Here is a 25,532-nt window from a genome sequence, read left to right on the forward strand (position 1 = left end):
GAGCGCCCGCATGGCCGAACGGATCGAAGATCTGACGGTGAACTACACGGAAGACGGCATCGACACGACCAAGGAGATCGACAAGGTCGTTCTCTCCAAGGGAAGTTGGACCACGATCCTCTTCCGCTATCAGGATTGGGACCGCGCGAAGGAGGCTTACGGTCCGGACAAGTACACGATTCGCCGCTATCAGAAGCGCGGCGGCGAGTACCGGCAACAGTCGAAATTCAACATCTCCAGTCGCGCACAGGCCCAGGCACTCGTCGAGGCATTACAGGGTTGGCTGACCGACGATTAATCGGGCAAGAGGGCGAAAACACCGATGACCGAGACCGGTCGCCGAAGCCGGGGACGGGACGATGACTGCAGATACCCAGACGCGCTGCTGGCACTGCTTGCGGGTCACGGAGACGACCGAGGCATTGAACGTCGATCCGGCTCGGGGCCTGTCGTCGGCAGACGCTGATCGTCGACGTCGCCGTTACGGCGACAACACCCTTGCCGAAGCCAAATCGCGCCCGCTCTGGCTTAGATTTCTGGGTTTCAGGGTGCCTTGACCACCCGGGGTGAGGCCTATGCCCTGACCCTCGCCTTCACCACGTTCGTACTCTTTCAGTTTTTCAATGTCTTCAATGCCCGCAACGAGCACGGCAGCACCTTCAACAGCCACTTTTTGGCAAACGGTAAGCTCTGGTCGGCGCTGGGCGCGGTACTGGCACTCCAGATCCTGGTCGTGCATTGGCCGGAGGCTCAGGCGGTCTTCGCGACCACTCACCTGACCGCCGAGGACTGGGTCAAGGCCGCGCTCGTCGCATCCAGCGTACTCTTGCTCGACGAAGGCAGAAAGTTGGCGCAGCGACGCTATTGGCGCCGCGCGTAAGGCGGGCTATCCAGACCGTGGGTAGCGACCGTGACATCCGCTCCGGGGTGTCAACCATGGCCGGCGGCGCTCGGCACCAAGAGCTGCGTGCGACGTGCGACGTGCGACGTGCGACGTGCCAAGATGGCCAAAATTGCGCACGAGAACACGATCCAGCCATGCGCAAGAGTGGGGTCGAAGGCAAGGGCGGTTGCGACGTCCACCGCTTCGTCCACCGACGCTGGCACGCTTCGCGGGGGCTGGTTCATAACTCCGGCTGGAGCGGCACGTGGCGCGGAGCGCCAGGAGAAGCGTGACACCGCCGGAGCGGTGTCACGAGCGGTCCAATGGGTTGGGCGGCCGGGCTCGCGAACAAGGCGCTTCGCGGTCCTGGTGCGGCACCGCGGAAGCCTCGATGCCGCTTCCCGGGCACGCCGACTTCAGTCGGCACCCGGGGAAGCGGATTTCAGTCCGCCGTGGAGCCAGGCCCGAATGGCCTCGACAATTGTGCGACGTTGCGTGAGTCCCGAGCTCGCCATGACACGAGTCGATCAACATGCACACCAAGCGCTCGCCTGATCCTGCTCCAAGATCAGTGTACGATCGGCGAGCGACTCGCAGACCCCGCGGATGCTCGCACGCACCAGCTCGGGATGGTTATTGGTCTCGCTGACGTGCGCGACGCAAAGGCGAGCAATGGCACGATGCGGCAAGGCGTCGAGCAGACGGGCGGCTTGGAGATTGCTCAGGTGACCGAAGTCACCGGCAACGCGTCGCCGCAGGCTCGGCGGATAAGGGCCGCGACGCAACAGCTCCGGATCATGGTTGAGCTCCAGGATCAGCGCATCGCAATCCTGAAGAATCTCCGTCATGTGGGGTGTCACGCAGCCGGTATCCGTCAACATCCCCAGGCGACGCCCGTCCGCTTCGAACAGGAACTGACAGGGCTCGCGGGCGTCATGCGGAACCGGGTAGGAGCGGATATGGAGTCCGTCGATCTTAACCGACTGCCCCTGACCCGAGAGCAGCCGCAACGCGGGGATCTGCGGAGCGCCCACCGCCCGCCAGGTGCCGGGCGTTGTCCAGACCTCCACGCGATGACGCCTCGCGAAGGACCAGACACCTTTCACATGATCGCCGTGCTCGTGGGTCAGGAGCAGGACATCGATGCTGTTCGGCTCAACCTCCACCGACCTCAGACGCTGATACAGCTCACGCAGACTGAAGCCGTTGTCCACCAGCACGCGGCACCCCGCGCTTTCCACCAGCGTGGCATTGCCGCGGCTGCCGCTGCCGAGAGAGCAGAAACGCACGGCGGGACGGCTCTAGCGAATCTCCGCCTTCATCAGCGTCAGGATCCGTTGGCTCGCCTCGGAGGTATCCGGTTTCCCGCTTGCATCCAGCACGGTGACACGCGATTCCGTCTCGCCGCCCTGCACACGCACCTGATACTGCTTCACCGGGTCGACCTCGTTCTTCTTCCAGAACGCCATCCGCGACAGGAATCCGGGGCTCTTCTCGGCGGACGCGCCGTCCTGCCCGGCGTACCGGACATAGTAGATGCCTCGACTCAGATCGCGATCCTCCACCGAGAATCCGGCGCGATCCAGGGCCGCTCCGGCGGTTCTCCAGGCACGGCGGAAGTCCTCCTGGATCACGAGCGCTTGAGAGCCCCCCTCGGTGACGATCCGCGCGCCGACGGGTTGCATGGCAACGCCGCCGGCGGCACGGCCGGGGCTGCCGCCGGACGCGGGACTCGCGGCCGCGGCGCGCTGCTCGGACGCACCGAGGAAGACCATCAGGCGACGCAGCATCTCCGCTTCCTTTGCCGGATCGGTCCCGCTGGGTTCCCAGATGGTCCGGCTTCCGTCACCGATCGCGTTGGTCACCAGGCGCTCCTCCATCCCGCGCTGCGTGAGATGGATATCGGTGGTTCCGGGTGCCGTTCCGGGCTCGATACGGACACTGTATTGATCGCGCGTCGAGGTCGCATAAACGCCTTCGACGACCTTGCTGATCATGCGCGTCACGAAATCGCGCCTGATCTCGGCGCGGTTGTCCAGCCAATCGGTGCGCATCACCCCGACGGCCGGATCCTGCTCGACCAAGAGAATTCCCTGCTCGCGCCAGAAGGCGACGACCTGGGGCCACACGGCCTGCGGCGATGCCTGGACCTCGAGCCAGCGCTCGGAGTCACGTCGCTTCAACTCCACATTGGGGGTCTCGGGGAGGACCTCGCCCGAGGCAGCGACCCGCTGTCGTCGCGCACGATTCCCGCTGTACTCCGAGTAAGTCGCACCGCCGGCAGGCGGAATATCCAGGGCATCATCGAAGGTTCCCGCGGTCAAGTCCGGCGGGATCTCGAGATTCTCCCCGGCCTCCTGCTGCTTCTTATAGGCAAGCCGCTGATCGGGGATGGCCTCGTTGATAACGCTCGAGCCGCAACCGGACAAAAGCAGAGTCAGCACCAGGCCGGCGCAGACGCCGCCGGTCAACAAAAAACGTGGTCTCAAGGTGAGCGACCTCTTTAGTCGGTTGAGCATATGCAGCTGCGTGGGCGCGTCTGCACGGCGAGCGGCGTCAGAGCACACTCGCCTGCTCCATCGCGGCGCGTACGCGCGCATGATGCTCTTCGGAGAGCCAGGTAAGCGGCAGCCGGATGCCTTTCGTGCAAAGCCCCATCTCGGCAACACCCCATTTTACCGGGATCGGATTGGACTGCACGAACAGGTCGCGGTGCAGTGCATCGAGCCGCCGATTGATGGCCTCGGCGTTCTCGCGATCGCCCGCGAGCGCAGCATCGCACATGTCCTGCATCAAGCGAGGGGCGAGGTTGGATGTCACCGAGATCACCCCGTCGCCGCCGCCCAACATGAACTCGCATCCAGTCGCATCATCCCCGCTGTAGAGTGCAAAGCCGTCCCCGCAGCCGGCGCGCAAGCGCTCGACACGGGTCAGGTCGCCGGTAGCGTCTTTGATGCCGACGATAGTCTCGATGGGCGCGAGCTTCGCCGCCGTCTCCGGCAGCAGGTCGCAGGCCGTGCGACCCGGCACGTTGTAGAGGATTTGCGGGATATCGACGGCCTCGGCGATCGCACGATAATGCAGATACAAGCCCTCCTGGGTGGGCTTGTTGTAATAGGGCGTCACCAAAAGGGCCGCCCGGGCGCCGGCGTCTTTGGCGCAGCGGGTCAGGTTGATCGCCTCGCGGGTCGAGTTCGCGCCGGTACCCGCGATGATGGGGATCCTACCGTCAGCCATCTCGACCGTCATTCGAATGACGGCGCAGTGCTCGTCCTCGTCGAGCGTCGCGGACTCTCCGGTGGTCCCGACGGCGACGATGGCCGTGGTCCCCGCATCGACATGGAAGTCGACGAGACGCCGGAGGCTCGCGTCGTCGATGCCCCCGTCCTCGTGCATGGGGGTGATGAGGGCAACGATGCTGCCGCGAAGCATGTCCGACTCCGTTAAACCGCGCCCGGCGCGGTATGTGATGTTTTTGGATGGGATCAGCCCCGGCAGACTCGACGATCGTTGGAGCTGGCGCGGTTTAAAGTGTTAAAAAATATTAAATTTTAAACCGCGTCACCACAAAGGTCGAAGAAATCCTTGAGTCCGACACCACGTGCAAATAACGCACGTCGCTCTGGACGCGGTTTAGGCGAAAACCCCGATGGTAGTACGCGAGACCGCGCCGACACAACCGAGATGATCCGAACCCGGATGTGCTGACCCGGGGCGTTCGGCCCCGAGGCACTCGAGCATCAGTGGTTCAAACGAAGACACCTTGGCACCAGCTCAGAAGTGCCGCCGGGAAGAGGCCGAGCACTAGAAGAGACAGACCGTTGAGACTCATCGCGAAACGCACGCCGCCGCTGGTCGTCAGGACCGGCATGTCCGGATCCGGCTTGTCGAAATAGATCAACTTGACCACGCGCAGGTAGTAGAAGGCGCCGATGATCGAAAAGGCGACGGCAACCAAGGCGAGCCAGACCAAGTCGATACGCACGACCGACTCCAGCACCAAGAGCTTCGCCATGAAGCCCACCGTCGGCGGGACACCGGCCATCGAGAACATCACCAAGGCCATCATGGCGGCGTACCAGGAATCCCGATCGTTGAGGCCTTTGAGATCGTCCAGATTCTCGGCATCGAGTCCCTTGCGGCTCAGAATCAGCAGGATTCCGAAGGCACCGGTCGACATGACGGCGTAGACGATCGCGTAGAACATCGCCGAGGCGTAGCCCTGCGCGGAACCGGCCAAGAGCCCCAGGAAGATGAACCCCACGTGCGAGATGGTCGAGTAGGCCAGCATGCGCTTGATGTTGGTCTGTGCGATCGCAACCAGGTTGCCGAGACCCATCGAGAGCACGGCAAGGATCATGAGCATCCCCTGCCAGTCCGCTTGGATCGCCTCGAGTCCGTCGACCAACATGCGAATCGCCAACGCGAAGGCGGCAATCTTCGGCGCGCTGCCGAGCAGCAGCACGGCCGGCGTCGGTGCGCCCTCGTAGATGTCCGGGACCCACATATGGAACGGCACGGCACCGAACTTGAAGCCCACGCCGATGACCAGAAAGACGACGCCGAAGACCAGGACCTTGTTGTCCATCCCCTGCTCGGCCACGGCCTGTGCGACCGGACCGAACTCGATCGATCCGGTGGCGCCGTAAATCATGGAGACGCCGTAGAGAAGCATTCCCGAGCCGAGCGCGCCCAGCACGAAATACTTCATCGCCGCTTCGGCGCCCTTCTTCGAGTCGCGCTCGAAGGCGACCAGGGCATAGAGCGAGAGTGCCTGCAGCTCGAGACCGAGATAGATGGTCAGGAAGCTGTTGGCCGAGACCATGATCAGCATCCCGAGGATCGCAAACAAACCCAAGACGTAGAATTCGCCCACGAAGAGTCCGCGATCCTTCAGCCAGGGGCGCGCGTAGACGAAGGCGAGCAGACTGACGACCAGGATCGCGCCCCTGAGCAGATCGGTCAGACCGTCGCGCACGACATTGCCGTCGAAGAGGATAAGCGCCTCGCCGCCTCCGACGGCACCCGTGAGACCGATCGCGACCAGCAGACCGATCAGGGTGAGGGTGTGATTGATGTCCTTATCCTTCTCCTCGAGATAGAGATCGAGCACCAGCACGACGCTGGCGGTCACCAGGATCGCGATCTCCGGCAGGATGGGGAACAGATTGGCGGCGTCGAATGGCATGTGAGAATTCCGATTAAACCGCGCCCTGTGCGGCATGCGTCGTTTATTGGATTGGCTCGGCCGCGCCGGCTCCGACAACCGTCGGAGCCGGCGCGGCTTATCGTCAGGGCTGTCCCGTGAGACCGGCCACGGATGCGGGCACCGCAAGGACGCAGTCCGCCGCCTCGGAGGCCGGCAGCTTGCACTCGCTGACATGAGCGACCAGATTCTCGACCGAGGCGTGCATGACCTCCATCAAGGGTGCGGGCCAGATCCCGAGGGCCAGGACCGCGGCGGCCAACACACCGAGATTCAAGGTCTCGCGGCGGTTGAGATCCTGCAGACCGGCCACCTTCTCGTTCTTGACCTCGCCGAAGATCACCCGCTTGACCATCCAGAGCGTAAAGGCCGCCGCGAGGATCAAGGTGGTCGCGGCCAGGAAGGCCCACCAGAAATCGGCCCGGAAGGTCGCGAGGATCACCATGAACTCACCGACGAAACCAGAGGTGCCGGGCAGACCGGCATTGGACATCGCGAAAAAGACGACGAAGGCGCCGAACCAGGGCATGGTGTTGATCACGCCGCCGTAATCGGCGATCTCGCGTGAGTGCACGCGGTCGTAGAGAACGCCCACGCAGAGGAAAAGCGCGCCCGAGATGAAGCCGTGCGAGATCATCTGCACCATCCCGCCCTCGATCCCCATCACCGCTCCGCCGGCGACCTCCGGACTGCGAATAATCGTGAAGACGATAAAGAAGCCGAGTGTCACGAAACCCATGTGCGCGATCGACGAATAGGCGATCAGCTTCTTCATATCCTGCTGCACCAGGGCTACGAAACCGATATAGACCACGGCGATCAAGGACAAGGCGATGATCAGCCAATCGAGCGAGGCACTCGCATCCGGGGTGATCGGCATGGAGAAGCGCAGGAACCCGTAACCGCCGATCTTCAGCATGATGGCCGCCAAGATCACCGACCCGCCGGTCGGGGCCTCGACATGCGCGTCCGGAAGCCAGGTGTGCACCGGGAACATCGGCACCTTCACGGCGAAGGCCAACAAGAAGGCCACGAAGATGAGGATCTGGGCGGTCATGCCCAACTCCAGATCGTGGAAATCCAGGATGCTGAAGCTGTCCGCCTGGAAGTACATGTAGATCAGCGCGACCAGCATGAACACCGAGCCGAAGAAGGTATAGAGGAAGAACTTGATGGTCGCATAGACCCGATTCGGTCCGCCCCAGACCCCGATGATGATGAACATCGGGATCAGCATCGCCTCCCAGAAGACATAGAAGAGGATGGCATCGAGCGCCGAGAAGACGCCGACCATCACGCCCTCCATGATCAGGAAGGCCGCCATGTATTGCGACGGCTTGTAGGTAATGACATCCCAACCGGCAATGATCACGAAGATGGTGATGAAGGTCGTCAGGATGATCAGCGGCATGGAGATGCCGTCGACGCCCAGGTAGTACTCCACATTGAAGGTCGGGATCCAGGCCGCGCGCTCCACGAACTGCATCTGGCCGCTTCCGACATCGAAACCCGTCCAGAGGCCGAGGCTGATCGCAAAGGTCAGGATCGCAAAGGCAAGCGCAATCCACTTGGAGATGTCGGAGCCTCGATCACCGCTCGCCAGCACGACGATACCGCCGATGATAGGCAACCAGATAACCAGCGTCAGGAGAGGTAACTCGTACATGCGGGGGCGTCTCCTTCCGCTTTAGAGCACGACGAAGAACGTCAAGAGCCCGACGAGCCCGACGATCATCGCAATCGCGTAGTGATAGAGGTAACCGGTCTGCAGATGCCGCGCCCGTTGCGCCAGCGCCGCAACCCGATGAGCCGAGCCGTTGACGACACCGTCGTCGATGATGGCGCGGTCGCCGCCGAGCCAAAGCACCTTCCCCAGCCAACGACCGCCGCCGGCGAAGACCTTTTGATTGAAGTCGTCGAACCCGTATTTGGCCTGCAGGACCTTGGTGACGGGACCGCCCATCGCCTGCAGTTGCTCGTCGATCTTCGGGTTCTTCGCAAAGGTGAACCACCAAACGACGGCGGCCAGGACCAGCCCCCCCATCGCCAGGAAGAAAGGCGGCATGGTCATGCCGTGAAGGACGAAGGCCCACTGGCCGTGCCAATGCTCGCGCAGGGCGTGCAGGGTGTCGTGCTCGGGCGCCACGACGATCGGGTTCCAGTCGCCGCTTGCGAACCAATTGGTCACCAACAGCGGCTCGATGACCAGCCAGCCGAGGACCACGGAGGGTATCGCCAGGAGCACCAGCGGCAAGGTGACCACCCAGGGGGTCTCGTGCAGATGGTGTCGGGTATGATCGTCCATCCGCGGCTTGCCGTGGAAGACCAGGAAATACATGCGAAAGCTATAGGCCGCGGTCACGAAGACACCGATCGTCAGCAGGAGCGAGGCATAACCGGACCCGTAGAGTGTCGAGTGTCCCACCGCCTCGATGATGGCGTCCTTCGAGAAGAAACCGGAGAAGGCCGGGAAACCGATCAATGCCAGGGAGCCGATCAACGCGGTGATCCAGGTGATCGGCATGTAACGGCGCAGTCCGCCCATCTCGCGGATGTCCTGCTTGTGATGCATGGCGATGATCACGGAGCCGGCGGCGAGGAAGAGCAGCGCCTTGAAGAAGGCATGGGTCATGAGATGGAACATCCCGGCGGCGTAGGCCGAGGCTCCGAGCGCCGTCACCATATAGCCGAGCTGCGACAGGGTCGAATAGGCGACGACCCGCTTGATGTCGTTCTGCACCAGCCCGATCAGGCCCATGAAGAGTGCCGTGGTCGCGCCGATGATGAGGATAAAGCTGAGCGCCGTCTCCGACATCTCGAACAGCGGCGACATGCGCGCGACCATGAAGACGCCGGCGGTGACCATCGTCGCGGCGTGAATCAAGGCCGAGATCGGGGTGGGACCTTCCATCGAGTCCGGCAGCCAGACATGCAGGGGAACCTGCGCCGACTTACCCATGGCTCCGATGAAGAGCAGGATGCAGATCAGCGTCATGAGCGAGACACCGCCGAACAGGGCGACCTGGGTGCCGGCGTGGTCGGGCGCGGCGGCAAAGACCTCCGCGTAATCCATGCTGTTGAAATACATTCCGATCGCGGCGATGCCCAAGATAAAACCGAAGTCACCGACGCGGTTGACCAGGAAGGCCTTCATATTGGCGAAGATCGCCGTCTCGCGGGTCGACCAGAAACCGATCAGCAGGTAGGACACCAAACCGACCGCCTCCCACCCGAAGAAGAGCTGCATGAAGTTGTTGGACATGACCAACATCAACATGGAAAAGGTGAAGAGCGAGATGTAGCTGAAGAAACGCTGATAGCTGTTCTTGCCGGTCAGCGCACCGTGCGGCCAGTTGTGCTCGTCGTCGGCCATGTAGCCGATCGTATAGATGTGGACCATCAAGGAGACGAAGGTCACGGTCGCCATCATGAGCGCCGTGAGGCGATCGACCAGGAAACCGACTTCGAAGCGGATCCCGTCCGACACCATCCAGGTGTAGACCGCCTCGTTGTAGACCGGCAGGTCACCCCAGATGAAGCGCGCGAGCACCATGAGCGAGAGCGCCGTGGAGAGCCCGACGCCGGCAATGGTCACCGCATGCGCCCCCTGTCGGCCGATTCGGCCGCCGAAAAAGCCGGCGATGATGGCACCCAGGAGCGGCGCAAGCACGATGGTCAGGTAGACGTTTTCCACTGTTTAGTTCGCTCTTTCGCTTGATGTGATCCGGATCCGCCCGTAAGCCGCGCAGACGCTGTCCGCGCTAACCCTTGAGGCTATCCAGATCCTCCACGTTGATCGTCTGCCGGTTACGGAACAGCACCACTAGGATCGCGAGCCCGATCGCAGCCTCCGCCGCCGCCACGGTCAGGATGAAGAAAACGAAGACCTGCCCCGTCATGTCCCCGAGAAAATGGGAAAAGGCGACGAAGTTCATGTTCACCGCCAAGAGCATCAGCTCGATACACATCAGCAGCAGGATGACGTTCTTGCGATTCAGAAAAATCCCGGCGACCGCCAGCATGAAGAGTCCCGCGGCCAGGATCAGATAGTCTGAGAGCGCGATCATTCGGTCGATTCCTGTGTTGCAGCCGAGGCGGCGACGGCCGGAACCGCGGCACTCTCCGAGGGCATCTTGACAATACGAATCCGGTCCGGGCCCTTCTTGACCCTGACCTGCTTCGCCGGATCCATGTACTTGGTGTCGGGCCGACGGCGCAGCGTCAAGCGAATCGCGGCGACGATCGCGACAAGGAGAATGACGGCGGCAATCTCGAACGGATAGACGTAAAGGGTATAGAGCAGCAGGCCGAGCTCTTCGGTATTGCTCACGTCCGGGCCGGCCGGTACGGGCGACGGAAACTGCTGCAATCCGAAATTCGCCGGCCCCACGATCAAGAAGATCTCGAGGGCCAGCACGACCGCAATCAGCGCACCGATCGGCAAGTAGCGAATGAAGCCGGCCCGGAGCGTCGCGATATCGACGTCGAGCATCATCACCACGAAGAGGAAGAGCACCATGACCGCGCCGACATAGACCAGGATCAGCACGATACCGAGGAACTCCGCCTCGAGGAGGATCCACAGGGCCGCGCTGCTGATGAAGGCCAGTACCAAATAGAGGACGGCGTGGACCGGATTGCGACGCGTAATCACCATCCCCGCAGCGATCAGGGTTATGGCCGCGAAGACATAGAAGAGGAATTTTTCAAAGCCCATGATTCATCCGAATGCCGTGGTTAGGCGCAATGGCCAGATAAGCGCCAACGAAGCGCCCGATCGGCGTTTGATCGCCCTTTGTTCGATCGAGCCCCGACGCGCCGCGAGCGCCCCGACAAAGGCTCCGGAACGCTTCGCGCGAAGGCCCCGATCTCTACCGCATCTTCACAGCCGGCGGCGATCCCTGCGATCCCGGAGTCCATCGCGGTCAGCGGTAGGGCGCGTCCGCGGTGCGAGCCGCGGCGATGTCCGACTCGTACTTGTCCCCGATCGCGAGGAGCTTCTCCTTGGTCATGATGTTCTCGCCGCGATTCTCGAAGTGATACTCGTAGACGCCGGTCTCGACGATCGAGTCTACCGGGCAAGACTCCTCGCAGAAGCCGCAATAGATGCACTTGAAGAGGTCGATATCGTAGCGCGTCGTCCGCCTGGATCCGTCCTCGCGCGGCTCGGCCTCGATCGTGATGGCCAGTGCCGGACAAACCGCCTCGCAGAGCTTGCAGGCGATGCAGCGCTCCTCGCCGTTGGGATAGCGCCGCAGGGCATGCAGGCCGCGAAAACGCGGCGAGATCGGCGCCTTCTCCTCCGGATACTGAACCGTGAACTTGCGCTTGAACAGATAAGCGCCGGTCAGGCTCAGGCCCTTGAAGAGCTCGACCATCAAGAGGCTTTGAAGATATTCGCGTGTGGCTTTCAGCATCGGTCGTCTCCGGGTCAGGCGGACCACCAAGGGGGCAGCTCGGCGAGCACCGCGAGCGCCACCACGAGGATCCAGACGATCGTGATCGGGATGAACACCTTCCAACCCAGACGCATGATCTGGTCGTAGCGATAGCGCGGGAAGGTCGCCCGTAACCACAAGAATACGAACATGAAGAAGAAGGTCTTGAGCAACAGCCAATGGAAACCGTCGCCCAGGATAGCGATCCCCTCGACCCACGCCTGCGGGAAGGGCGAGAGCCAGCCTCCCATGAAGAGCAGTGCCGAGAGCGCCGAGATGAGGATCATGTTCGCGTATTCGGCGAGGAAGAAGACCGCGAAGGCCATCCCGGAATACTCGACGTGGAAACCGGCGACGATCTCGGACTCGCCTTCGGCGACGTCGAAGGGCGCGCGGTTGGTCTCGGCGATACCCGAGATCAGATAAACGCCGAACAACGGCAGCAACGGCAGCCAGAACCAGGTCAGGAGGTTGCCCTCTTGCGCCGCGACGATCGCGCCCAGATTCAAACTTCCGGCGGCGACCAATACACCGACCAACGCAAAGCCCATCGCGATCTCATAGGCGACGATCTGAGCGGCCGAGCGCATGGCGCCGAGCAACGCATATTTCGAATTCGACGCCCAACCCGCGATGATGATGCCGTAGACACCGAGCGAGGTCAGCGCAAGCAGATAGAGCAAGCCGGCATTGATGTCGGCCAGCACCAGCCCTTCGTCGAAGGGGAACACCGCCCATGCAGCCAAGGCCGGCGCGATCGCGATCATGGGCGCCAACAAGAACAGGACCTTGTCGGCCTTGGTCGGGATGACGATCTCCTTCATCATCAGCTTGACCGCATCCGCAATCGGCTGCAGCGAGCCGCGCCAGCCGACCCGGTTGGGCCCGATGCGGACCTGGATATAGCCGATCACCTTGCGCTCGGCCAAGGTGTAATAGGCCACCATGCCGAGCAGCGGCAGGACGATCGCGATGATCTTGATCAGGATCTGGATCACCACGGGAAGCGCATTCCATAGTTCGATCATCGTTGATTCATCCCGCCTCGCTGCCCGTCTCGCCGAACCACGGCCTGATCTCGACCGGGCCGATCTGCGCACCCAGCCGCCCGCTTCCGGTCACCGCCGCCGGGATCCGCGCACAGCCCATCGCGATCGCGTCGTCCAGGAAGACATTGGCCTCGACCTCGTGGCCGTTCTGAAGGATCAAGACCGTCTGATCGGCAATCAATCCATCGCCACGCGCCTGCTCGGGATGCAGATAGACACCGAAAGCCGCACCCTGCACGGGTGTGCGCTGCAGGGCCGGAGCCCGTCGGACCAGCGGATCGAGGGCATAGATGGGAACGCTCCCGAGCCGCATCAGGCCGGCGGTTGTGCCGGGTGCAGCCGCCGGGTACTCCCCGCGCGGGGCGTTGTCGAGTGCGGCACCGTCGCACAGCCCGTCAAGCTCATCGCGCACCTGCGCCGCATCCCGATACTCGAAGCCCGGAAGATCCAGCAGATTGCCCAGCACGCGCAGCACCTTCCAGCCGGGGCGGGCCTCGCCGGGCGGCACGACCGCACCCTGAAACCGCTGCCGGAGACCGCCCGCGTTGACGAAGGTCCCGGAGGTCTCGGCGAAGGCCCCGATCGGAAGCAGCACGTCGGCAACGGCTTCGAGCGACGGGGAACGGAAGGCGGAGCAGGCAATCACCAGATCGGCCGCCTCGCACATGGCCATCGCCCGCGCGGGGTCGTTCAGATCCCGATCCGGCTCCAAGCCCCAGAGGACCAGCGTGCTCGGCGGTGCGCTCAGCATCTCGCCCAACCCGAGGCCCTTGGACTCCGCAGGCCGGCCGCCGGGCAGCCCCTGCGGTACGGCACCGGCCAGATACGCGCCGACGCTGTTCGCCGCTGCCGGCAGAAAACCCACGACGGCGCCGCTCAACTCACCGATCCGATAGGCGAGCGCCTTGAGCAAGGCATAGTCCGGATGTGCGGTGGCCAAGGCGCCCAGCAGAATGGTGCCGGTCGACTTCTCGCCCGCGGCACGCAACGCGTCGGCGATCGCCTGATGCGCATCGTCGGGCTTGGCCGAGCCAATGACTGTCTTGAGTGTCTTCGACGCCTTGGCACCCAGTGCTTTCGCGATCGCCGCGAGGTCCGCGCCCATCTGCGACGGCGTCCCGACCAATTGCCGAGCGGGATGGGTCAGCGCCAGGGTCAAGGGATTCACACAAGCAACGGTTGCACCCTCCAGCGCAGCCTTGCGGATGCGGTGGGCCAACAGCGGCTGCTCTTGGCGGATCTCGGTTCCGATCAGGAGGATCGCCTCGCGGGTCTCCAGGTCGGCGATCGGCAGGCCCAGCCAAGGCAGCATTGGATCGGCGTCGTCACCGCTGAAGTCCTGCTGGCGCAGACGATGATCGATATTGGCGCACCCTAGGCCACGCGCGACCCGCTGCGCCAGATACAGCTCTTCGAGCGTCGCGTTCGGGGCCATCAGCCAGCCCATGCGGCTCGCATCGGCGGCCTTCAGACGCTCGGCGACTAGGGTCAATGCCTCTTGCCACTCGACTTCGCGCCAGACCCCGTCGGTCTTGATCATGGGCGCGGTCAGGCGATCCTCGGCGTTCAGACCCGCGTAGCTGAACCGATCGCGGTCCGAGATCCAGGTCTCGTTGACCGCCTCGTTGTCGCGAGGATGCACGCGCATGACCCGACCGCCGCGAACATGCAGACGGATGTTGGAGCCGACGCCGTCGTGCGGGGCGATGCTGTCGGCGTCGGTCAGCTCCCAGGCCCGCGCCGTGAAGCGGTAAGGCTTGGATGTCAGTGCCCCGACCGGACAGAGATCGATGATGTTGCCCGAGAGCTCATGGCTCACGGTATGGGCGACGAAGGTGCCGATGCGCATGTCTTCGCCGCGACCGGTGGCGCCGAGCTCACGCACGCCGGCAATCTCGGCGCCGAAGCGCACGCAGCGGGTGCAATGGATGCAGCGGGTCATGTCGGTGGCGATGAGCGGACCGAGGTCCTCGTCCTTGACGACGCGCTTTCGCTCGGCAAAACGCGACACATCGCCGCCATAGCCCATCGCCACATCCTGCAGCTCGCATTCGCCGCCCTGATCGCAGATCGGACAGTCGAGCGGATGATTGATGAGCAGGAATTCCATCGTTCCCTGCTGGGCATCGATGGCCTTGGGCGAGCGCGTCTGGACCTTCATCCCTGCGCCGACCGGCGTGGCGCATGCGGGTACCGGCTTGGGGAAGGGGCGACCGCCCTGCTCCGCCTCGACCAGGCACATGCGGCAGTTGGCCGCGATGGACAGCTTCTTGTGATAGCAGAAACGCGGGATGGTGATCCCCTCGCGGTCCGCGACCGCGATGATCATCTCTCCCGGATCCGCCTCGCAGGTGCGGCCGTCGATCTCGATCGTGATCTTGTCCGTCATTCAGCTCTCTCGATCGGCGCCCGTGGGCCGGATGTCGCGCACCGGTGCGGCGCACGTTCTCGGACCTGCTCGCTCGCGCGAACGGGGCCATTCTACAAGTTTGCGATTCCGGGGCGACGACGGCGAGCCGCGCTCGCCCCGATTCGGATCAGGCCGCAGGTCTAGGCTGCCATGCTTTGGCCGTGCTCGATCAGGTGCTCGAATTCGTGTCGGTAATGCGTGAGAAAACTCTGCACCGGCATTGCCGCGGCATCGCCCAACGCACAAATGGTCCGCCCGCCGATCCGACCCGCGACACTGTCGAGCAGGTCGAGATCGCCTGGCCGGCCCTTGCCGTCCAGGATGCGGCGCAGCACCCGCTCCAGCCAACCGGTCCCTTCGCGACAGGGCGTACACTGACCGCAGGACTCATGCATGTAGAAGTGCGACAGGTTGTGCAGCACCCGGACCATGCAGGTCCCCTCGGCGATCACGATCACGGCACCCGAGCCCAACATGGAGCCGGCCTTCGCGATCGAATCGTAATCCATGTCGACATCCATCATGATGTCGCCGGGCACCACCGGAACGGATGACCCGCCGGGGATCACGGCCTTGAGCGCACGGCCGTCCTTCATCCCGCCGGCCAGCTCGAGAAGATCCCGGAAGGGCGTACCCAGCGGCACCTCGAAGTTGTCCGGGCGCGCGACATGACCGGTGACCGAAAAGAGCTTGGGACCGCCGTTGTTCGGGCGCCCCTGCTCGAGGAACCACTGCCCGCCCTTCTCCAGGATGACCGGGATCGACGCCAGCGACTCGGTGTTGTTGATGGTGGTCGGACGCCCGTAAAGACCGAACTGGGCCGGGAACGGCGGCTTGAAGCGCGGTTGACCCTTCTTGCCCTCGATCGACTCGAGTAGAGCCGTCTCTTCGCCGCAGATGTAGGCCCCCGCGCCGAGATGGTTGTAGAGGTCGAAATCCACACCCGAGCCCTGGATGTCCTTGCCCAACAGACCCGCCGCGTAGGCCTCGCGAATGGCCTCCTCGCACCGCTCGATCGGCTCGTAGAACTCGCCGCGGATGTAGTTGTAGCCGACCGTCGCACCGATACAGTAGCCGGCGATCGCCATGCCCTCGATCAACTGATGCGGGTTGTAGCGCAGGATATCGCGATCCTTGCAGGTTCCGGGCTCGCCCTCGTCGGAGTTGCAGACGATGTACTTTTGGCCCGGAGCGTTGCGCGGCATGAAGCTCCACTTCAGACCCGTCGGGAACCCCGCGCCGCCGCGACCACGCAGCGCCGAGAGCTTGACCTCTTCGATGACGTCGGCCGGGTCCGGGCGCTCGCGCAGGATCTTCTCCCACTGCACATAGCCTCCGAGGCTGCGATAGGCATCCAAGGTGTGCCGGGTGCTCGCATCCAGGTGCATATTGCGGAAACAGACGCTGTTCTGATTCGGGACCATCGGCCTACTCCAACTCGTCGATCAGCTTATCGAGCGCTTGGGGCGAGAGGTTCTCGTGGTAGGTCTTGTCGACCAACACCGCGGGCGCATGTCGGCACGCACCGAGACACTCCACCTCTTTGAAGGTAAAGCGACCGTCGGCCGTGGTCTCGCCGAGACGCACGTCGTACTTATGCTCGACATGCTCGATCAGCTCCTCGGAGCCCAACAGCAGGCACGACACGCTGTTGCAGACACAGACCTTGTGCCGACCCTGCGGCTCCAGATCGTACATGCCGTAGAAGGTCGCGACCTCGTAGACGGACACCTCCGGCATATCCAGGTAGGCGGCAACATCGTTCATGAGCTCGGGGGTCAGCCAGCCGCCGTTGGCATCCTGCACGATGGTCAGGGCGGGCATCACCGCGGACTGTTTCCATTCGGACGGATACTTGGCGATCCAGGTCTCGATCTGCTCGCGAATCTCCGGGGTGAAGAGGGTCGATTTATCGCGATCATGAATGACCGCAAGCGGTGCGTTGCGAAGGCTCATCAGCGATCGATCTCCCCGAAGACAACATCCAGCGTCCCGATGATCGCCACCACGTCGGCGAGCATGTGGCCTTGGGACATCTCGTCCAACGCGGCCAGATGCGGGAAGCCCGGCGCACGGACCTTTAGACGATAGGGCTTATTGGCGCCGTCCGACACGATATAACACCCGAACTCGCCCTTCGGTGCCTCGACCGCGGCGTAGACCTCGCCCGGCGGCGGACAGTAGCCCTCGGTAAAGAGTTTGAAATGATGGATCAAGGCTTCCATGTCGTCCTTCATGTCCGCCCGTGACGGCGGCATGACCTTGTGATCCTCGATCGCGACCGGACCGGGATTGTCGCGCAACCATTGCACGCACTGCTTGACGATCCGATTGGACTGGCGCATCTCCTCCATACGGACCAGATAGCGGTCATAGCAATCGCCGTTGACCCCGACCGGGATGTCGAAGTCCATTTTGTCGTAGGCGGCATACGGCTGCTTCTTGCGCAGGTCCCATTCGACGCCGGATCCACGCAGCATCGGGCCCGTGAATCCAAGCTGGAGCGCACGCTCGGGCGAGACGACACCGATCCCGACGGTGCGCTGCTTCCAGATCCGATTATCCGTGAGCAGGGTCTCGTATTCGTCGACATGCCCCGGAAAGCGATCAGCGAAATCCTCGATGAAGTCGAGCAGCGAACCCTGACGGGGACCGTTGCGTTTGGCGATGGTCTTGGCGCTGTGCCACTTGGAGCTTCCCGAATACTGCGGCATCCGATCGGGCAGATCCCGATAGACGCCACCGGGGCGGTAATAGGTCGCGTGCATCCGCGCGCCCGAGACCGCTTCGTAACAGTCGAGCAGGTCTTCGCGCTCGCGAAAGCAGTAGAGGAACACCGTCATGGCGCCGATATCCAGGCCATGCGCGGCGAGCCACATCAGGTGATTCAGGATGCGGGTGATCTCGTCGAACATGGTGCGGATGTACTGAGCGCGCTCCGGCGCTTCCACCCCGAGCAGCTTCTCGATCGCCCGGACATAGCCATGCTCGTTGCACATCATGGACACATAGTCGAGCCGGTCCATGTAACCGATGCTTTGGTTGAACGGCTTGGACTCGGCGAGCTTTTCGGTTGCACGATGCAGCAGGCCGATATGCGGATCGGCGCGCTCGATCACCTCGCCGTCCATCTCGAGCACGAGACGCAGTACGCCGTGTGCCGACGGATGCTGCGGTCCGAAGTTCAGGGTGTAGTTGCGAATCTCAGGCATCGGAGGCCTCCGTGCTCGCGCCCGTCTGGACGTATCGACTGTCGGAGCGGATCACGCGCGGCACCAGGACACGCGGCGTGATCGAAACCGGCTCGTAGATGACGCGACCCTGCTCCGGGTCGTAGCGCATTTCGACATGCCCGGACAGAGGAAAGTCCTTCCGAAAGGGATGTCCGACAAAGCCGTAGTCGGTGAGGATGCGACGCAGATCCGGATGCCCGCGAAAGAGGATACCGAAGAGATCGAATGCCTCGCGCTCGAACCAATTGGCCGCCGCCCACACCGGGACGACGGAGTCGACCATCGGCTGACGGCTTCCCGCGTAGACGCGCAGGCGAACCCGCCGATTGTGGACCAGCGACAGCAGATGATAGACGACGGCAAAGCGCTTGGGATCGTCGACGGCCAGCTCCTGGTCGCGATCCACCCCACGACCGAAGCCTGTCGTGGATGCCTCTTCGGTCGCCCACTCGGATTTGCCGTAAGCGGCATAATCGACGCCGCACAGGTCGATCAGCTGCTCGAACCGCAGTTGCGGATGATCACGAAGGATCCACGCCACGTCGGTCAAGTGCTCCGACGGCACGATCAAGGTGACCTCGCCGAGCGCCGTGACGGTCTCGCAGCCCTGGCCGGTCAGCGCCTCTGCGAGTGCATCGACGAGCGCGGTCAGCCTGACGGGGTTGGACAGGATGTCTTTTGCCATTGGAATTGCGTACGACTCAGCGAGCGATGGTATTGGTACGGCGAATCTTGTTCTGCAACTGCAGGATGCCGTAAAGCAGGGCCTCGGCAGTCGGCGGACATCCCGGCACGTAAATATCGACAGGGACGATCCGATCACAACCCCTCACCACCGCATAAGAGTAGTGGTAATAACCGCCGCCGTTCGCACAGGAGCCCATCGAGATCACCCAGCGTGGCTCGGCCATCTGGTCATAGACCTTGCGCAGTGCCGGAGCCATCTTGTTGACCAATGTGCCCGCAACGATCATGACGTCGGATTGACGAGGGCTGGGGCGAAACACGATGCCGAAACGGTCCAGGTCATAGCGCGCCGCACCTGCGTGCATCATCTCGACCGCGCAACAGGCCAGACCGAAGGTCATGGGCCACAATGATCCGGTTCGAGCCCAGTTGATGAGCTTGTCGGCCGTCGTCGTGACCACGCCTTCTTCGAGGATGCCCTCTATTCCCATTCCAGCGCCCCCTTCTTCCACTCGTAGATAAATCCGACCACCAGGATCCCGAGAAAGACGAACATGGCCCAGAAGCCGTACATGCCGAGCTCGTCGAGCACCACCGCCCACGGGAAGAGGAAGGCGATTTCCAGATCGAAGACGATGAAGAGGATCGCGACAAGGTAGTAGCGCACGTCGAACTTTAGACGCGCGCTCTCGAAGGCCGCAAACCCACATTCATAGGGGGAGTCTTTCTCCGCGTCCGGACGTCGAGGTCCTAAGAGGTAACCCAATACGAGCGGGCCGACACCGACCAGGATCCCGATAATGATGAAGATCAGGATCGGTAGATAGTTGTCGAGCATCAGTCCTCCCGAATTTACTTATTCTCTGACGTCGAGCCGGACGGAGAGTCTAGTGCAGCCATCACGGCACTGTCAACCCGCCGGTCAATTCAAATCATTAGGTTTTTCAAGCCTTTGCGCCTTATCGGACGCAAAAAAAACGGCATGTCGCTAGAGCGGCATGCCGTTTGCTTTCCTGCACTTGCAGATGGTGCCGACGGCCAGACTCGAACTGGCACGGCTTACGCCACTACCCCCTCAAGATAGCGTGTCTACCAATTTCACCACGTCGGCGATAACTCTCTCTATTCCTGTGTCGCCGTATCGGCGCCCACGCCTTCATTCTGCCCTTGGACGGCGCTCTCGTCGAGGGTCACCTCGGCATCGTCGACCACGACAGCCTTGTCGCCCGAGCCCTCGATGACAACCGTCTCAACGATCTCGCTCTGCGCGTTACCGGAGAAATCGCCGCCGATCGGATCCCCACCGGACAGATCGCCATTGGCGGGTACCGCGACGGCAGGCACATCCGTTCCCGAATCACCGCCTTGGCCACCACCGCCCCCGGGAATTGCGGGGATGTCCGAGACCGGTTCTGCCGCGGGCGGCGGAACGATAATCGTGCGCTCGTCCACACGGTCCATGATCGTCACCGGCTCTGACCCCTTCGTCGCATAATACGCCAAAGCCATGCTGGTGAGAAAGAACATTGTTGCCATGATGCCCGTGGTGCGCGTCAGGAACGAACCCGAGCCGCGCGCACCGAACACGGTCGCGGAAGCACCGCTCCCGAACGCCGCGCCCGCATCCGCACCCTTCCCGTGTTGGATCAGGATCAGCCCGATCAATCCGAGCGACAGGAAGACCTGCATGACGGTCAAAATGGTTTGCATGAATGTCTCGTTGCTGCAGCTTTAGGCCGCGAGCTGTTCTCCGGCCAAACAAATCGCTAGAAAGTCATCGGCGCTCAGTGACGCGCCGCCGATCAAACCGCCGTCGATATCCGGCTGCGCCAGCAGCTCCACGGCGTTACCGGGTTTCATGCTGCCTCCGTAGAGAATGCGCAACGTTGCGGCGATCGAGCCATTCGACGCAGCGATTCGGCCGCGGATGTAGGCATGAACGGCTTGCGCCTGCTCGGGCGTCGCCGTCTTCCCGGTGCCGATCGCCCAAACCGGCTCGTAGGCGATTTCGATTCCCGAGAAGGCATCGATACCGATCCGCTCGACGATGCCGTCGATCTGAGCGGCGATCACCGACTCCATCTCGCCGGCCTCGCGCTGCTGCAGCGTCTCGCCCACGCATAGGATCGGGATCAGCCCGCTTTCGGTTGCGCGCACCAACTTCTGCGCGATGGACGCTTCGGTCTCTCCGTAATATTCGCGACGTTCCGAATGGCCGCAAATCACATACCGGCATCCGAAATCGGCCAGCATCGAGCCCGATACCTCTCCCGTGAAGGCGCCACCACCCTCGGTACACAGATTTTGAGCACCCAGCCGTACCGCGCTACCGGCGAGCAATTGTTCGCCGAGATAGAGATACGGGAAGGGTACGCACACCGCGATCTCGGCCTTCGAGATTTCGCCGGCCCCGGCGACGACGCCGTTCAACAGTGCCTCGGCACTGGACTTGCTGCCGTTCATTTTCCAGTTTCCGGCGATCAGCGGCTGGCGCATCGGACCCCTCCAGGTAAGTCGAGCCCGCAAATTTAGCCGGCCTCGGTGCGGAAATCAAGCCTCGTTTGATTTACACTTGAAATGCGTCCGGTGCCTCCTGTCTTCTCCGAGCCCGTCGGCCATGCTCGGAGCCACCAAAGAGCACCGTCCAGACGCACTTCAAACAATCTGCTCTTAACATTATCTTGAGCCGCGTCAGGTAAGAGGCCCGCGTGGGTCTACCCAGGCCGGTTTCAGATCCAACGACGGTTTTGACTTCCGGGACGCGGTTCAATGGCGAAAGGAAAACAGAAGAAGAACGATGGCGGCTCGACCATCGCGCTCAACAAAAAGGCCGGACATGAGTACTTCATCGAGCAGCGCATCGAGGCCGGCTTGGTCCTGGAAGGCTGGGAGGTCAAGAGTCTGCGCGCCGGCCGCATCCAGCTCAAAGAGGGGTACGTCAAGATCCTGCACAGCGAGGCCTTTCTGATCGGCGCACATATCTCCGCCCTGGCCGCCGCATCCACCCACGTCAATCCGGATCCCACGCGCAGCCGCAAGCTGCTGCTCAAGCGCAGCGAGATCAACCGACTGATCGGCCAGACCGAGCGCGCCGGATACACACTCGTTCCCACGGCCATGTACTGGAAGCGCGGCAACGCCAAGCTGGAGATCGGGCTCGCCAAGGGCAAAAAGCAGCACGACAAGCGCGACACGGAGAAGGATCGCGACTGGCAACGCGACAAGGAACGCCTCTTCAAGACCGGCTGAGCTTGCCGCGGAACCCGGGTTACTCTAGAGTGTCTTACTCGTGACTTGGGGGCGACATGGTTTCGACGTGGGTCGCAAAACCTGAGGTGCATGCCGAGGTGCGGGTGACCTCGTAAATCCAACCGCAAATCTATAGTTGCCAACGACGACAACTACGCTCTCGCGGCTTAGGCCAGCGAGCCTCTGACCCTTCCCTGCCTATGGGGGGCGGATTCCAGGGGTAACATTACATGGGATCGCGGTGACGGGGGCTCGGACCTGATCCGCTAAAACCTAATTCGAGATCGCCGACTGATCGCCCTGCCCTTCGGGCGGCGGAAGGCTAAAAACAATAGAACGGGCTAAGCATGTAGGGCCAATGGCAGAGGGCTTGCGGACGCGGGTTCGATCAATGCACAGGTCGCCTTTGCTCGTAAGGGCAAAGTGAAAACGGGGCTCACATCGGCGAACCCTGCAGTCGGCTCAGACCGACACGGCAACGCCGAGGGGTAGGAAGAGGGCCAACCTCAGACCTGCCCTGTAGAGACTCATAGAGACGCTGATCCGGCAACGGTGGAGCGTCCACTAGGATCCGCGGCAACGCGGATAATACGCTCCGCATCCGGACCCATCGGGTCGTATCCGATCCGGATGAAGGCATAGTCCAGGCCTCACCGAAAGGTGGGGAATCACTGTCCCGCCGCCTCCACCAATCAGCGGGCCTTGGAGTACACTCCAAGGCCCGTTTTCTTTTTGTGTTCGGCAAGTCCGTGGCAAACTATCGTAAAGTTAACGCGCTGAGCGACATCGACGCAGCCTATATCGCCGGTTTGATCGACGGCGAGGGCACCGTTTCCCTGCTGCGGAAGCACAAACAGGACAACCGCCAGGTCGTCGTTTCCATTTCCAACACAGACCGCCCGTTGATCAACTACCTGCTCGAGGCCATCGGAGCCGGCAAGGCGACAGGCAAGCGCACCTATTCCGAACGGCATACGCCGAGTTTCACGTACGCCATCACCAACCGTCACGCACTCGATCTGCTCCGGCAGGTCGCCCCGCACCTTCGGACCTACAAAGCCCGGCGAACCGAGCTGCTCCTTGCCGACTACATTAGGCTCACCCCGCGGAATGGCCGATACTCCCTGGCCGGAGCATTGGAAAGGGCTGCCTTTATCGAAGCATTCTTCGCGATCGAGCCGTAGTTTTCAGGAGAGCGACTTAGTCCGATCCGTAACGACCCCTTCGCAGCGCGCCAGACGTGGGCACGTCATTGATGTCTCAGAGAGACGTGTCCGGCGAACATCCGACATTGATCTTAGCCGGATCTGAGTAGCCGGTGGGAAACAGCGCGGCAAGCCAGCCGAACAACCGCTCGCGCGACACCGGCGCAAGGGAGTCGATCTCGATCAGGATGATGGCTTGCCAAATTTTGCCAAGGAACCTAACCTCGCGCCATGAGCACGATGAACATCTCTTTGCCCGACAGCCTCAAGGCATTCGTCGACGAGCAGGTCAGCCAGCGTGGCTATGGCACCAGCAGCGAGTACGTGCGCGAGCTGATCCGCCGCGATCAGGATCGGCTACAACTGCGCAACCTGTTGCTCGCGGGGGCCTCGTCTGCTCCTACCGCGCCGGCGAAGGATGCCTACTTCGACAGTCTGCGCGAGCGGGTGCGCGGTGGGATCAAGATCCAACCGAAGGCCTGAACGTAGGGATGAAGGCCAAGCCCGTCGTCCCGCGCGAGCAGGCCCACCAGGACGTCGAGGACGTGGTCGCGCATTACCTAGCGGAGGGCGCCGAGGCAGCTGCTCTCGGCTTCATCAATGCCTTGGAGAAAGCGTACCGACACATCGGCCTCCATCCGGCTATCAGCTCGCCGCGTTACGCCCACGAGCTAAACTTGCCTGGCCTCCGGTCCTGGCCGCTGACCCGGTATCCATACCTTGTCTTCTATGTCGAGCGCCCCGACCGCGTCGACGTCTGGCGGGTGCTGCATGGACAGCGGGACATCCCGGTGTGGATGCAGGAGCTCGAAGGGACGTGAACATCTGCCGGAGCTACGTCGGCGTTTGGGCATGGAGGATATCGTGACAGAGGATCAGGACACTATTCCGGTACCGGCGCCGATCGCTGACCGTGGCGACGGCCCTGTCAGCCGAGAAGCGCTGTACGAGATGGTCTGGTCCGAGCCCATGCTCAAAGTCGCAGCACGGTTCAGCGTTTCCTCCAGCTACATGGCCAGGGTCTGCACGCTGCTCAACGTCCCGCGGCCGGAGCGCGGCTACTGGGCGAAGCTGGCAGTCGGCAGAGCGCCGAAGCAGCCGCCACTCCCCGAGCCGCGCCCCGGCGACCCGCTTGAGTGGACGCGCGACGGCACCCCGCCGGAACGCGCCCGTTCGCTACCGATGCCTCCAGACAGGACGTCTCGGCGAAAACGTGCAGCGCGGTCGCCGCTGCCGGATCGACATCCGCTGGTAAGCGGTGCCAAGCCGCTCTTCGAGGCGGGGCGTCTCTCTTGGACCGGTGGGTACCTCAAGCCCGTCAAGAGACTGCTCGTCGATCTTGCGGTCACCAAGACAGGGTTGGACAAGGCACTCGCCTTCGCGAACGAATTCTTCTTGGCCCTGGAAGCACGCGACCATCGTGTGGTCATCGCTCCCAACTCCGAGCCGTTTCATCGCGCAGAGGTCGACGAGCGCGAGAATCCGGCTAAGGGCCACCACCATAACAACCTGTGGTCACCGATACGCTGCACGGTTGTCTACATCGGAACCGTGGCGATTGGCCTTACGATCATCGAGATGTCCGAGGAAACGGAGGTCCGATACGTTAACGGAGAGTATATCCGGCTGACCGAAGACGCTCCCAAGCGCCGTGGCCGCTCCGCACATAATCATGGCTGGACGAGTACCCGCGATTTCCCGACCGGGCGCCTCTGCCTGCAGGTCTACTCGCCATACCCGCGAGCGGACTGGATCCAGCAGTGGCGAGAAACGCCGGCCCGAGACCTTTCTGCTCGCATCCCCAGCATCGTCCGGGAACTTGAGAAGGCCACGGTCGAGATCGCACGCCTTGTCGAGGAAGGACAGCGCCAAGCGGAGCTCGAACGCCAGCGCTGGGAGGCTCAGCGAGAGGAGTGGCGCCGCGAGGAGGAGGTGCGACGGGCCGCCAAGGCACTGAAGGACAGCAAAGAAGAACTGCTCCAGATCATCGAGGTCTGGGCGGCGGCGAAGCGACTTGAGGAGTTCTTTGCCGACGCCGAGCGTCGTGCGCAGGATTTACCGAGTGAGCAACGGGAGGGCACAACAGCAAGACTTCGACGAGCGCGCGGCCTGATCGGCAGCACCGATGCGCTGGAGCGATTCGACGCATGGCGGGCACCGGAGGAGCGATAA

26 protein-coding genes, 1 tRNA gene, 1 other RNA gene and 1 pseudogene are annotated in these 25,532 nt (G+C 62.7%); 9 read left to right on the forward strand and 20 right to left on the reverse strand.

All coding sequences use genetic code 11. The features are described from left to right. Nucleotides 1-10 precede the first annotated feature (10 nt). The 3 genes from THIMADRAFT_RS00170 to THIMADRAFT_RS00175 all read left to right on the forward strand — a co-directional run bounded on the left by THIMADRAFT_RS00170 (nucleotide 11) and on the right by THIMADRAFT_RS00175 (nucleotide 880). Nucleotides 11-298 (forward strand): hypothetical protein, encoded by a 288-nt coding sequence (locus THIMADRAFT_RS00170; protein ID WP_007190913.1) that lies wholly within the window; start codon nucleotides 11-13, stop codon nucleotides 296-298. A gap of 61 nt (nucleotides 299-359) precedes the next feature. Beyond that, nucleotides 360-557 (forward strand): cation-transporting P-type ATPase, encoded by a 198-nt coding sequence (locus THIMADRAFT_RS28465; RefSeq protein ID WP_083829155.1) that lies wholly within the window; start codon nucleotides 360-362, stop codon nucleotides 555-557. Further along, nucleotides 554-880, forward strand: a complete 327-nt coding sequence (locus tag THIMADRAFT_RS00175; protein ID WP_007190914.1) for a cation transporting ATPase C-terminal domain-containing protein — start codon at nucleotides 554-556, stop codon at nucleotides 878-880. Before THIMADRAFT_RS28465 ends, THIMADRAFT_RS00175 begins: the two co-directional genes overlap by 4 nt. 530 nt (nucleotides 881-1,410) lie before the next feature. On the opposite strand, the gene THIMADRAFT_RS00180 is transcribed toward THIMADRAFT_RS00175, so the two are convergent. The 20 genes and pseudogenes from THIMADRAFT_RS00180 to tpiA form a co-directional block, all read right to left on the reverse strand. Continuing rightward, nucleotides 1,411-2,172 carry an MBL fold metallo-hydrolase gene (locus THIMADRAFT_RS00180; RefSeq protein ID WP_007190915.1) on the reverse strand — a complete coding sequence of 254 codons (762 nt, stop codon included), beginning with the start codon at nucleotides 2,170-2,172 and terminating at the stop codon, nucleotides 1,411-1,413. A gap of 12 nt (nucleotides 2,173-2,184) precedes the next feature. Then, nucleotides 2,185-3,372, reverse strand: coding sequence for an outer membrane protein assembly factor BamC (gene bamC / locus THIMADRAFT_RS00185; protein WP_007190916.1), 1,188 nt, complete (start codon nucleotides 3,370-3,372; stop codon nucleotides 2,185-2,187). 67 nt (nucleotides 3,373-3,439) lie between these two features. Further along, a complete protein-coding gene (gene dapA / locus THIMADRAFT_RS00190; protein WP_007190917.1) occupies nucleotides 3,440-4,315 on the reverse strand; it encodes a 4-hydroxy-tetrahydrodipicolinate synthase in 876 nt (291 codons plus the stop codon). Between the two features lie 316 nt (nucleotides 4,316-4,631). Continuing rightward, a complete protein-coding gene (gene nuoN, locus THIMADRAFT_RS00195) occupies nucleotides 4,632-6,071 on the reverse strand; it encodes an NADH-quinone oxidoreductase subunit NuoN (protein ID WP_007190918.1) in 1,440 nt (479 codons plus the stop codon). A 103-nt stretch (nucleotides 6,072-6,174) separates the two neighbouring features. Beyond that, nucleotides 6,175-7,755, reverse strand: a complete 1,581-nt coding sequence (locus THIMADRAFT_RS00200; RefSeq protein WP_007190919.1) for an NADH-quinone oxidoreductase subunit M — start codon at nucleotides 7,753-7,755, stop codon at nucleotides 6,175-6,177. Between the two features lie 21 nt (nucleotides 7,756-7,776). Continuing rightward, complete coding sequence (gene nuoL, locus THIMADRAFT_RS00205) at nucleotides 7,777-9,783, reverse strand: NADH-quinone oxidoreductase subunit L (protein ID WP_007190920.1); 2,007 nt, start codon at nucleotides 9,781-9,783, stop codon at nucleotides 7,777-7,779. A gap of 67 nt (nucleotides 9,784-9,850) precedes the next feature. Beyond that, the gene (gene nuoK / locus THIMADRAFT_RS00210; RefSeq protein ID WP_007190921.1) at nucleotides 9,851-10,156 is read right to left on the reverse strand and encodes an NADH-quinone oxidoreductase subunit NuoK; all 306 of its coding nucleotides are present in this window, start codon (nucleotides 10,154-10,156) and stop codon (nucleotides 9,851-9,853) included. Then, nucleotides 10,153-10,806, reverse strand: a complete 654-nt coding sequence (locus THIMADRAFT_RS00215; protein WP_007190922.1) for an NADH-quinone oxidoreductase subunit J — start codon at nucleotides 10,804-10,806, stop codon at nucleotides 10,153-10,155. Before THIMADRAFT_RS00215 ends, nuoK begins: the two co-directional genes overlap by 4 nt. A gap of 208 nt (nucleotides 10,807-11,014) precedes the next feature. Beyond that, entirely contained in the window at nucleotides 11,015-11,506 is a 492-nt protein-coding gene (nuoI, locus tag THIMADRAFT_RS00220) for an NADH-quinone oxidoreductase subunit NuoI (RefSeq protein ID WP_007190923.1), read from the reverse strand. 14 nt (nucleotides 11,507-11,520) lie between these two features. Then, a complete protein-coding gene (nuoH, locus tag THIMADRAFT_RS00225) occupies nucleotides 11,521-12,555 on the reverse strand; it encodes an NADH-quinone oxidoreductase subunit NuoH (protein WP_007190924.1) in 1,035 nt (344 codons plus the stop codon). Between the two features lie 7 nt (nucleotides 12,556-12,562). Then, nucleotides 12,563-14,965 carry an NADH-quinone oxidoreductase subunit NuoG gene (gene nuoG, locus THIMADRAFT_RS00230; protein ID WP_007190925.1) on the reverse strand — a complete coding sequence of 801 codons (2,403 nt, stop codon included), beginning with the start codon at nucleotides 14,963-14,965 and terminating at the stop codon, nucleotides 12,563-12,565. A gap of 161 nt (nucleotides 14,966-15,126) precedes the next feature. Continuing rightward, the gene (gene nuoF, locus THIMADRAFT_RS00235) at nucleotides 15,127-16,410 is read right to left on the reverse strand and encodes an NADH-quinone oxidoreductase subunit NuoF (protein WP_007190926.1); all 1,284 of its coding nucleotides are present in this window, start codon (nucleotides 16,408-16,410) and stop codon (nucleotides 15,127-15,129) included. Nucleotides 16,411-16,414: 4 nt separating this feature from the next. Next, nucleotides 16,415-16,942: an NADH-quinone oxidoreductase subunit NuoE gene (gene nuoE / locus THIMADRAFT_RS00240; RefSeq protein WP_007190927.1), complete on the reverse strand. Its 528-nt coding sequence runs from the start codon at nucleotides 16,940-16,942 to the stop codon at nucleotides 16,415-16,417. Continuing rightward, a complete protein-coding gene (locus THIMADRAFT_RS00245; protein ID WP_007190928.1) occupies nucleotides 16,942-18,198 on the reverse strand; it encodes an NADH-quinone oxidoreductase subunit D in 1,257 nt (418 codons plus the stop codon). The genes nuoE and THIMADRAFT_RS00245 overlap by 1 nt, the downstream gene beginning before the upstream one ends. After that, the gene (locus tag THIMADRAFT_RS00250) at nucleotides 18,191-18,904 is read right to left on the reverse strand and encodes an NADH-quinone oxidoreductase subunit C (protein ID WP_007190929.1); all 714 of its coding nucleotides are present in this window, start codon (nucleotides 18,902-18,904) and stop codon (nucleotides 18,191-18,193) included. Before THIMADRAFT_RS00250 ends, THIMADRAFT_RS00245 begins: the two co-directional genes overlap by 8 nt. A 16-nt stretch (nucleotides 18,905-18,920) precedes the next feature. Beyond that, nucleotides 18,921-19,397 carry a NuoB/complex I 20 kDa subunit family protein gene (locus tag THIMADRAFT_RS00255; RefSeq protein WP_007190930.1) on the reverse strand — a complete coding sequence of 159 codons (477 nt, stop codon included), beginning with the start codon at nucleotides 19,395-19,397 and terminating at the stop codon, nucleotides 18,921-18,923. After that, entirely contained in the window at nucleotides 19,388-19,744 is a 357-nt protein-coding gene (locus THIMADRAFT_RS00260) for an NADH-quinone oxidoreductase subunit A (RefSeq protein ID WP_007190931.1), read from the reverse strand. The genes THIMADRAFT_RS00255 and THIMADRAFT_RS00260 overlap by 10 nt, the downstream gene beginning before the upstream one ends. Before the next feature lie 188 nt (nucleotides 19,745-19,932). Then, nucleotides 19,933-20,017 (reverse strand) — tRNA-Leu (locus THIMADRAFT_RS00265). Nucleotides 20,018-20,223: 206 nt separating this feature from the next. Beyond that, a pseudogene (gene secG / locus THIMADRAFT_RS27625) lies at nucleotides 20,224-20,616 on the reverse strand (preprotein translocase subunit SecG); the annotation flags it as partial. A gap of 21 nt (nucleotides 20,617-20,637) precedes the next feature. After that, the gene (gene tpiA, locus THIMADRAFT_RS00275; protein ID WP_007190933.1) at nucleotides 20,638-21,402 is read right to left on the reverse strand and encodes a triose-phosphate isomerase; all 765 of its coding nucleotides are present in this window, start codon (nucleotides 21,400-21,402) and stop codon (nucleotides 20,638-20,640) included. A gap of 273 nt (nucleotides 21,403-21,675) precedes the next feature. Between tpiA and smpB the strand changes: the two genes are divergently transcribed. The 6 genes from smpB to THIMADRAFT_RS00300 all read left to right on the forward strand — a co-directional run bounded on the left by smpB (nucleotide 21,676) and on the right by THIMADRAFT_RS00300 (nucleotide 25,532). Continuing rightward, nucleotides 21,676-22,155, forward strand: a complete 480-nt coding sequence (smpB, locus tag THIMADRAFT_RS00280; protein WP_007190934.1) for an SsrA-binding protein SmpB — start codon at nucleotides 21,676-21,678, stop codon at nucleotides 22,153-22,155. Between the two features lie 55 nt (nucleotides 22,156-22,210). Further along, nucleotides 22,211-22,546, forward strand: a transfer-messenger RNA (tmRNA) gene (ssrA, locus tag THIMADRAFT_RS25210). Between the two features lie 343 nt (nucleotides 22,547-22,889). Further along, on the forward strand, nucleotides 22,890-23,339 hold the full coding sequence (locus tag THIMADRAFT_RS00285; protein WP_007190935.1) for an LAGLIDADG family homing endonuclease: 450 nt from the start codon (nucleotides 22,890-22,892) through the stop codon (nucleotides 23,337-23,339). Nucleotides 23,340-23,591: 252 nt separating this feature from the next. Continuing rightward, the gene (locus THIMADRAFT_RS00290; protein ID WP_007190936.1) at nucleotides 23,592-23,843 is read left to right on the forward strand and encodes a type II toxin-antitoxin system ParD family antitoxin; all 252 of its coding nucleotides are present in this window, start codon (nucleotides 23,592-23,594) and stop codon (nucleotides 23,841-23,843) included. Nucleotides 23,844-23,851: 8 nt separating this feature from the next. Beyond that, the gene (locus tag THIMADRAFT_RS00295) at nucleotides 23,852-24,181 is read left to right on the forward strand and encodes a type II toxin-antitoxin system RelE/ParE family toxin (protein ID WP_007190937.1); all 330 of its coding nucleotides are present in this window, start codon (nucleotides 23,852-23,854) and stop codon (nucleotides 24,179-24,181) included. Nucleotides 24,182-24,212: 31 nt separating this feature from the next. Continuing rightward, a complete protein-coding gene (locus THIMADRAFT_RS00300) occupies nucleotides 24,213-25,532 on the forward strand; it encodes a hypothetical protein (RefSeq protein WP_040729183.1) in 1,320 nt (439 codons plus the stop codon).

Origin of the sequence: Thiocapsa marina 5811 (assembly GCF_000223985.1) — a bacterium.
Lineage (GTDB): Bacteria > Pseudomonadota > Gammaproteobacteria > Chromatiales > Chromatiaceae > Thiocapsa > Thiocapsa marina.